At 69.7% G+C, this 4,790-nt stretch carries 5 protein-coding genes; 2 read left to right on the top strand and 3 right to left on the bottom strand.

Features of this window, described 5'->3' with window-relative positions; translation table 11 throughout:
* The 3 genes from ACWEJX_RS37340 to ACWEJX_RS37350 form a co-directional block, all read right to left on the bottom strand.
* A partial coding sequence (locus tag ACWEJX_RS37340; RefSeq protein ID WP_451611857.1) for a hypothetical protein occupies window positions 1–225 on the bottom strand: 225 nt, incomplete at its 3' end.
* Window positions 226–397: 172 nt separating this feature from the next.
* Window positions 398–1,258: an ABC transporter permease gene (locus ACWEJX_RS37345; RefSeq protein ID WP_451611858.1), complete on the bottom strand. Its 861-nt coding sequence runs from the start codon at window positions 1,256–1,258 to the stop codon at window positions 398–400.
* On the bottom strand, window positions 1,255–2,175 hold the full coding sequence (locus ACWEJX_RS37350) for an ABC transporter ATP-binding protein (protein WP_451611859.1): 921 nt from the start codon (window positions 2,173–2,175) through the stop codon (window positions 1,255–1,257). The genes ACWEJX_RS37345 and ACWEJX_RS37350 overlap by 4 nt, the downstream gene beginning before the upstream one ends.
* A 133-nt stretch (window positions 2,176–2,308) precedes the next feature.
* Here ACWEJX_RS37350 and ACWEJX_RS37355 point away from each other — a divergent pair, with 133 nt between their 5' ends.
* Both ACWEJX_RS37355 and ACWEJX_RS37360 read left to right on the top strand, forming a co-directional pair.
* The gene (locus ACWEJX_RS37355) at window positions 2,309–3,481 is read left to right on the top strand and encodes a sensor histidine kinase (RefSeq protein ID WP_451611860.1); all 1,173 of its coding nucleotides are present in this window, start codon (window positions 2,309–2,311) and stop codon (window positions 3,479–3,481) included.
* Window positions 3,478–4,134, top strand: a complete 657-nt coding sequence (locus ACWEJX_RS37360) for a response regulator (RefSeq protein WP_451611861.1) — start codon at window positions 3,478–3,480, stop codon at window positions 4,132–4,134. Before ACWEJX_RS37355 ends, ACWEJX_RS37360 begins: the two co-directional genes overlap by 4 nt.
* Window positions 4,135–4,790 lie beyond the last annotated feature (656 nt).

The raw sequence follows: 4,790 nt of genomic DNA on the forward strand, positions 1-4,790 counted from the left end.
CTCGCCGCACCCAGCTCGCGGCAGCCGGGCCGGAGACGTAGACAGGAAGTGCAGCACCGACGGGGGGATGATCACGCGCACGGGACGGAACTGCGAGGTCTTCGCAGCGCTTGCCGCGGGAAGGTATCGGCGGCCCTCCTGATCGAGTACCGGCTGCTGCCGGACGTAGGTCTCGTTGACGATGAGGATCTCGCCCGCCGTCAGATTCGCGTCCGGTGCGGTCATCTGGAGGTCTCCGCGGCCGGCTACGACGATCTCACCACCGCGTGGCACGACCAGGCCGGAAGCCTGAGCGCGGGGCGGAGCCGTCACACTCCCGCCTGGCACCCCTCGGGTACGGACCAAGAGCCTGCTGCAACGGCCCGGTGTACGTCTTTGGCAGCCAGGCCCTGCGGGCTCACAGATCGTGCCGGCGGACGGCGACCACAGCGACCACTGCTGCGGCGAGGGGCCAGGCCGCGTACACGATCCACGATCCGCTGATGGTCGCCGGGTAGGGGGCCGATCCGAAGGGGTCGCCCATCTGCACCAGTCGTTCCCACGCACTGCGGGGCAGGGCGTGAAGGATGGCGGATGACCAGCGGTGGCGGTCGTTGAGGAGGAACGGCAGCAGCAGAAGGATTCCGGTGAACGTCACGAGGGTGGCTGCGGTGTGCCGGATGAGGGCGCCGAGTCCCATCCCGACGAGCGCGCACACCGGAGCGAGCAGGGCGGACGCCGCGACGGCGCGGAGCGCTCCGGGGTAGCCGAGGGACAGGCCGATGCCCCGACCGGACAGGATGGCCTGTGTCACGCCGAACGAGGTTCCCGCGACGACCGTGCCGTATACGAGCATGACTGCCGTCACGACGGCCATCTTGGCCGCTACGACCGATCGGCGGGCCGGCACTGCCGCGAAAGTCGTGCGGATCTGTCCGGTGCTGTACTCGCCGACGACCGTGAGGGCGCCGATGCTGCCGGTGGCGAGTATCAGGACCATGCAGGCGCCGATGGTGAAGGCGTCCCGCATGGCCCAGATCGGAACGAAGAGGGCCCGGATCCCTTCGTTGTAGGTCGGCCAGTTGTTGTAGTCCGCGACGGCCGCGCTGATGTTGATGGCGATGATGACCAGCGCGCTGATCCCGAACGCCCAGGAAATGGACCGCAGCGACCAGAGCTTGATCCACTCGGCGGCAAGGAGGTCCCGGAAGCGGGCGCCGGGCTCGGCGGCGCGCACGGCGGTCGAGGCCCCCGTCTGCTGTGTGGTGGTCGAGGTCATCGGGATTCTCCTGCGAGGTATTCGACGCTGTCGGCGGTGAGTTCCATGAACGCCTCCTCCAGTGAGGAGGTGCGGGTGGCCAGCTCAAGAAGCACGATGCGGTGGTGGGAGGCGAGTTCCCCGATGCGGGCCGCGCTCAGGCCGGTCACGGTGAGCCACTTCTCTGCGCCCGCGCCATCGGGTTGTACCGAAGCGCCCTCGGCTTCGAGCACAGCTGCCAGCGCGGCGGGGTCGGGTGTCCGCACGGTCACGCTCTGGCGGGTTCCGCGGGCCGCGAACTCCGTCACGCTCTCGTCGGCGATCAGCTCGCCCCGGCCGATGACGATCAGGTGCTCGGCGGTGTTCTGCATCTCGCTCATCAGGTGGCTGGAGACGAACACGGTGCGCCCCTCGGCGGCCAGCCGCCTGAACAGACCGCGTACCCACCGCACGCCCTCCGGGTCCAGGCCGTTGACCGGCTCGTCGAACAGCAGCACCGGAGGGTCGCCGAGCAGAGCCGTGGCGATGCCGAGCCGCTGCTTCATGCCCAGGGAGAACCCGCCGATGCGGCGCCGGGCCGCAGGAGCCAGTCCTACCTCCTCAAGGACCTCGTCCACCCGGCGCCGCGGGATACCGTTGCTGCGGGCCAGGGCGGACAGGTAGGCCACTGCGCTGCGACCGCCATGGACGTCATGGGCGTCGAGCAGGGCACCGGCGTGGCGCAGGCCGCGCGGGTGGTCCCGGAACAGGTGACCGTCGATAGTGGCGGTGCCGCTGGTGGGTTCGGTCAGGCCGAGGAGCATGCGCAGCGTGGTGCTCTTGCCGGCACCGTTGGGACCGAGGAACCCGGTGACGTGCCCGGGGCGCACGGTGAAAGTCAGGCCGTTGACGGCAGTGGCCTTGCCGTATCGCTTGGTCAGTTCGTTGACTTCGATCACCCGGCCAACGGTGCCGGAGAGAGCGTCCGTCCGGCATCGGCCCGTCGGCTGCACTCGCGGGAGGGCTGGTATCCCGTGGGCGTACGCCCACGGGCCAATGTTTCGCCGCTGGTCAGGCGATTACGATCGCCCCATGTCCGCCAAGCCGCGTCCCCTGCTGTCCTGGCACCTGCGGCCGGCCGCGCGGGCGGCTCTGGCCTGGTGCGGGGCGATCGCCTACCCGTTCGCGCTGTTCTTCGCGACACGCGGCACAATTTTCGACTCCCCCGGCTTGCCCTTCGTCTCGGGGGCCGCGGTCACGGTCCTGCCTCTCGGACTGCTGCGCCGCCGCCCACTGCCGGCCCTGGCCCTGATGCTCCTGGGTACGTACGTCACGGCGACGACAACCCCCTTCTGGCAAGTCGTGTATCTGCTGGTTCTGGCAAACGACCTCGCCATCGGATACATCGTGGCCACCCGGCCTCGCCGCATCGCGGTCACCGCTGCCCTCACGACGCTCGGCGTGCAGGTCGGCTTTGCCGCACGCCTCGGAACCGGGGCGGACGGCTTCGCCCGCACGGTCGTGGTCCTCGTCCTGGCGCTCGCCGCCGCCTGGATGACCGGCCATTCGGTTCGCGAACGCCGAGAACACGCCGCGGCACTGCGCTCGCAGACCGCCGCCCAGGCCGTCGCCGCCGAACGGCTCCGGATCGCCCGTGAGCTGCACGACATGATCGCGCACAGCATCGGCGTCATCGCCATCCAGGCAGGCGTGGGCCGCCGGGTCATCGACACACAGCCGGACGAGGCCCGCAACGCGCTGGCCACCATCGAAGAGACCAGCAGGGAAACCCTCGCCGGGCTGCGGCGCACCCTGGGCGCACTGCGCCGCACAGAACCGGGCCCCGGGGCGGAGGCCGCGCCGCGCGAGCCTGCCCCGGGGCTGGCCGACCTCGACCGGCTGACCGCGTCAACGAAGGACGCGGGCGTCCATGTCGACGTGCGATGGCTCGGAGAACGACGGCCCCTACCCCCCGATATCGACCTGGCCGCCTTCCGGATCGTCCAGGAAGCCCTCACCAACGTCGTACGCCACGCGGACATCCCCGACTGCCGCGTCACCATCGGCTACCAAGGCGGTGAACTGACCATCGAGGTCGCCGACGACGGCCGCGGCGGCTCCACCTCCGGCACCGGATACGGCATCACCGGAATGCGGGAACGCGTCACCCTGCTACGCGGCCAGTTCACCGCCGGGCCTCGCCGCGAGGGCGGCTTTCGCGTGGCAGCCAGGCTCCCCCTCTCCGAAGGAGTGCACATCTCATGACGGTCCGCGTCGTGCTCGCCGATGACCAGCCACTGGTCCGCAGCGGTCTGCGCGTTCTGATGGCCGACGCCCCCGACATAGATGTCGTGGGCGAGGCTGGAACCGGCGCCGAAGCGGTACAGCTGGTCCGGAACACGGAGCCCGACGTTGCGGTGATGGACATCCGCATGCCAGGCATGGACGGCATCGAAGCCACTGGGCGGATCACAGCAGCGGCTGGAGCGACGCGCGTCCTTATCCTCACCACGTTCGACGACGACGAGTACATCTATGGCGCGCTCCGAGCGGGTGCGAGCGGATTCCTCGTCAAGGACATGGCACTGGACGACATCCTCGGGGCGATCCGCGTGGTCGCCGCCGGAGACGCCCTGATCGCGCCGAGCGTCACGCGCCGCCTGATCGCAGAGTTCGCCGCCCGCCCCGAACCAGCCCCGCACCCACGACCGGTCGGGAACATCACCGAGCGGGAACGCGAGGTACTGACCCTCGTCGGACGCGGCATGTCCAACAGCGAGATCGCCGCCCAGCTCTACATCAGCGTGGCCACCGCAAAGGCACACGTAGCGCGGCTACTCACCAAACTCGAAGCTCGCGACCGAGTCCAGCTTGTCATCACCGCCTACGAGATCGGCCTGGTAACGCCACCTCGCTGAACACCAAGCACCTCAGCTGCCGAAGCTCGCCGGCCGAAGCCACGTCCTCTCATAAACGTTCCCCGACCGACCGGTCGGACGCGGACGACGTCGAACAGCACGCCTGTCCGCAGTGTGACGCTCAGCCCGGCTCGCCGTGCCGCTCCCGCGGCGGCGCCGTCGCCTCCGCCTACCACACCCGCCGCTTCACGATGGTGCCCCGGCTGAAGAAGGCGTTGCGGTGCCGACTCCCGCCGACCGCGGACCGGGCCGGCCTCGGCGGCCGGGCACCCCGCCGCCGGCGCCGATCGACCCGGACCTGCCGAGCGCGGACATCCGCATTGGGTACGCACGGTGCTCGACGCTCGGGCAGGAACTCGACTCCCAGCTCGACGCGCTCAGGCAAGCACGGCGTCCCGAGGGACAAGATCTTCAGCGAGAAGATCAGCACCCGGGTGCGGGTCCGCCCCAAGTTCGAGGAGGCGTTTAGAATTGGCGGCCACATCCACGATGATCTCGACCGGCTCGATCAGCCCAGGAAGCTCAACCGCACCTGCCGTTGCGGGTTGTCCTTGTTCGTGTCCACCAACCTCCGTTAGGACAACCCCAAGCCTACGTTGCCCGGACGTGGTGTCGCGGGGCCCTGGGTGTCGCCCTTCGGGAGCAGCGCAAACGCC

The organism is Streptomyces sp. NPDC004788 (assembly GCF_053601115.1).

What these genes read in the sequence shown, in the direction of transcription:
- ACWEJX_RS37345 (WP_451611858.1), bottom strand. Translation starts at nt 1,258, where the DNA reads ATGACCTCGACCACCACACAGCAGACGGGGGCCTCGACCGCCGTGCGC.
- ACWEJX_RS37355 (WP_451611860.1), top strand. Translation starts at nt 2,309, where the DNA reads ATGTCCGCCAAGCCGCGTCCCCTGCTGTCCTGGCACCTGCGGCCGGCC.
- ACWEJX_RS37360 (WP_451611861.1), top strand. Translation starts at nt 3,478, where the DNA reads ATGACGGTCCGCGTCGTGCTCGCCGATGACCAGCCACTGGTCCGCAGC.